Origin of the sequence: Mesorhizobium sp. M7A.F.Ca.MR.362.00.0.0 (assembly GCF_004023175.1) — a bacterium.
Taxonomy (GTDB): Bacteria; Pseudomonadota; Alphaproteobacteria; order Rhizobiales; family Rhizobiaceae; genus Mesorhizobium.
In genome coordinates, this window is the sequence record NZ_RZTF01000266.1 from 5,536 (window position 1) to 9,137 (window position 3,602).

General features: G+C 62.9%; 2 protein-coding genes and 1 pseudogene. 2 read left to right on the forward strand and 1 reads right to left on the reverse strand.

Features of this window, described 5'->3' with window-relative positions; translation table 11 throughout:
• Positions 1-279, reverse strand: a pseudogene (locus tag EOC06_RS43520) (porin family protein); the annotation flags it as partial.
• Between the two features lie 413 nt (positions 280-692).
• Between EOC06_RS43520 and EOC06_RS25940 the strand changes: the two are divergent.
• Both EOC06_RS25940 and uvrC read left to right on the forward strand, forming a co-directional pair.
• A complete protein-coding gene (locus EOC06_RS25940) occupies positions 693-1,457 on the forward strand; it encodes an SDR family oxidoreductase (RefSeq protein WP_128309116.1) in 765 nt (254 codons plus the stop codon).
• Positions 1,454-3,517 carry an excinuclease ABC subunit UvrC gene (gene uvrC / locus EOC06_RS25945; protein WP_127267619.1) on the forward strand — a complete coding sequence of 688 codons (2,064 nt, stop codon included), beginning with the start codon at positions 1,454-1,456 and terminating at the stop codon, positions 3,515-3,517. Before EOC06_RS25940 ends, uvrC begins: the two co-directional genes overlap by 4 nt.
• Positions 3,518-3,602: the final 85 nt, after the last annotated feature.

Consider the following 3,602-nt stretch of genomic DNA (forward strand, 5'->3'; position numbering starts at 1 on the left):
CTGCCACTGATAGCCGCCGAAGACGCTGCCGACGAAACCCTTCGTGCCGACGTCAACATTGTCAACACCCAGATCCTTTTCCTTGGTATGGCCGCTGAAGCCATAGCCGACGTTGAGACCGGCGTAGGGTCCGGCCCACGAAGCGACCGGAAGTTCAGCGATCGGCGCAGGTGCCGGCGGCTCTTCCGAAACCACGTCAGCAGCATAGGCAGTTCCGCTGAGGGCGAAGAGCCCGAGCGCAACGGCCAGCGGCCGTGCGAATTTGAGATTGGCTTGCATTGTTCTTTACTCCTTAAGCCACAGGACACAGGCTTGTTTCTCACGATCGCCATCTACCCGTCCGGGGGGTGAAACGGATCTGGCGTTCGTCGGTTCCAAATGTCGTGTCAAAATGCGGCTGAAGCGAACCTGAACTTGGGTCATTCCCCGGCACGAATGAGGCAGAACCTTGACGTTGCATCTTCGCAACAGCGAAATGGCAGGAACCATCCCATGCTGCGCTGCACACCGCTTGGTGCAAGGACTCCAGCACCCTATATTGCGGTCGTGCGCGCCCGAGTCCAGGGCGGGCCGGGATGTCCAAACGGCCGTTTCGCCACAATGCTGCCCAAGGTGCGAACACCATTTAACGCATGCCGGGCCATATTTCGCCGGCACCGCTTTTTCGGGCCGAAATTGAGGATTGACACCATATGAGCAAAGCCACTGTCACGGCGCTGGTGACGGGCGGGGCCAGGCGGATCGGCAGGGCGATCGTCGAGGATCTCGCCGCGCACGGTTTTGCCGTCGCCATCCATTGCAACCGCTCGCGCATCGAGGCCGATACGTTGGCTGCCAAAATCATCGCCGGAGGTGGCCGCGCCGCCGTGGTCGCCGCCGACCTGACCGATATGGAGGCCGTCGACGATCTTGTCGGCCAGGCGCAAGCAGCGCTCGGACCGATCCCGCTGCTGGTCAACAATGCGTCGCTGTTCGAGGACGATTCGGTTCGGGATTTCGACTGGCGGGCCTGGGACCGGCACTTTGCCGTCCATGTGAAAGCGCCCGCGCTGCTGGCGCAGAATTTCGCCCGGGCGTTGCCGGCAGGGCAGGAGGGCCTGATCGTCAACATGATCGACCAGCGCGTCTGGCGTCCGACGCCGCGCTACTTCTCCTATGCGCTGTCCAAGTCGACGCTGTGGACGGCCACCCAGATGATGGCGCAAGCGCTCGGCCCCAGCATCCGCGTCAATGCCATCGGCCCGGGGCCGACACTGAAGAACGCGCGTCAGGACGACAGCGATTTTGCCGCACAGGTGGATGGCTTGGTCCTCAAGCGCGGCCCGGAATTGCCGGAATTCGGCGCCACGATCCGCTATCTCTGGGAAGCGCGCTCGGTCACCGGCCAGATGATCGCGCTTGATGGCGGCCAGCATCTTGCATGGCAGACGCCCGATGTGACAGGCATGACGGAATGAGTCCTGTAGACCACAAAAGCAAGCCGCGCGGCGGCGCCGACGATCTGCCCCCCGATATCGACCTCGAGGACGAGGCGGTCGAGGAGATCGTTGAAACCGTCGGTCCCGATGTCGCCTTCACCGCCATCGACTGGACCCCGCATGCCGGCGACGCGGAAGGCATGATCGGCGCCGAGGTGATCCAGACGCTGGTCAAGCGGCTTCCCAACGCGCCCGGCGTCTACCGCATGATGAACGCTGCCGGCGATGTGCTCTATGTCGGCAAGGCGCGCAGCCTGAAGAAGCGCGTCACCAACTACGCGCAAGGCCGCTTCCACACCACCCGCATCGGCCGCATGGTGCGTGAGACGTCGACGATGGAGTTCGTCGTCACCCGCACCGAGATCGAAGCGCTGCTGCTCGAAGCCAACCTTATCAAGCGCTTGCGGCCGCGATTCAACGTCCTGATGCGCGACGACAAGTCGTTTCCCTACATTCTCTTGACCGGCGACCATGTCTCGCCGGGCATCTACAAGCATCGCGGCGCGCGCTCGCGCAAAGGCGATTATTTCGGCCCGTTTGCCTCGGCCGGTGCCGTTGGCCGTACCATCAACTCCCTGCAGCGCGCCTTCCTGCTCAGGAGTTGCACCAACTCGTTCTACGAGAACCGCACGCGGCCATGCCTGCTTTATCAGATCAAGCGCTGCGCTGGTCCCTGCACCGGCGAGGTCTCGCATCAGGACTATGCGGAACTGGTCGGCGAGGCGAAGGACTTCTTGTCCGGCCGCAGCCAGAAGGTGAAGACGGAAATCTCGGCCGCCATGCAGCAGGCGTCGGAAGCTCTCGATTTCGAGCGCGCCGCGATCTATCGCGATCGACTTGCGGCCCTGTCGCATGTGCAGAGCCACCAGGGCATCAATCCGGCGACCGTCGACGAAGCCGATGTCTTCGCCATCCATCAGGAAGGCGGCCAGGTCTGCATCCAGGTGTTCTTCTTCCGCACCGGCCAGAACTGGGGCAACCGCGCCTATTTCCCCAAGGCCGATCCGGCGTTGGAAGCAGCCGAGGTGTTGGGTTCGTTCCTGGCGCAGTTCTATGACGACAAGCCGACGCCGCGGAACATTCTTCTGTCGCATGGCGTCGAGGATCAGGAACTGCTGGCCGAGGCGCTCTCCACCCGAGCTGGCCGCAAGGTCGCGATCTCCGTGCCGCAGCGCGGCGAGAAGAAGGACCTGACCGACAACGCTTTGCAGAATGCCCGCGAAGCGCTCGGACGCCGGCTGGCTGAAACCTCCACCCAGGGACGCCTGCTTGCGGGTTTCGCCGAGACATTCGGCCTGGCCAAGCCGCCGGTGCGCATCGAGGTTTACGACAACTCACACATCATGGGCACCAACGCGGTCGGCGCCATGGTCGTCGCCGGACCGGAAGGGTTCGTGAAGAACCAGTACCGGAAATTCAACATCCGCTCGACCGAGATCACACCTGGCGACGATTTCGGCATGATGCGCGAGGTGATGGAGCGACGTTTTTCGCGGCTGCTGAAGGAGCATGGCGATGTCCCGGCTGGGGATGCGGCTGATGGTTCGGCGGACGATATGGAGGACGATATCTCCGGCAGCTTCCCGGCCTGGCCCGATGTCATCCTGATCGACGGTGGCCAGGGCCAGATGACTGCGGTGCGCAAGATCCTCGCCGATCTCGGCATCGAGGACCGGGTGGTGGCCATCGGCATCGCCAAGGGCCAGGACCGCGATGCCGGCCGTGAGCGTTTCTTCGTCAAAGGCAGGGACTCGTTTTCGCTGCCGGTTCGCGATCCCGTGCTCTATTTCGTCCAGCGCCTGCGCGACGAGGTCCACCGTTTCGCCATCGGTTCGCATCGGGCGCGCCGCAAGAAGGAGATGGTCAAGAGCCCGCTCGACGAGATCAGCGGCATCGGTCCCGGCCGCAAGCGGGCATTGCTGCTGGCATTCGGCACCGCCAAGGCGGTCAGCCGCGCGGCCATCGAGGATCTGCGGAAAGTCGACGGAATTTCCGAACAGGTGGCGAAACTGGTCTACAATCATTTCCACGAGAGTTGAAAAATCCGGCACTTTCATCTGGCCTGTCGAATCTGGCCTGTTGACCCCCTACATTCGCATCTGATTTGAGTAGGCAGGCAGAAAG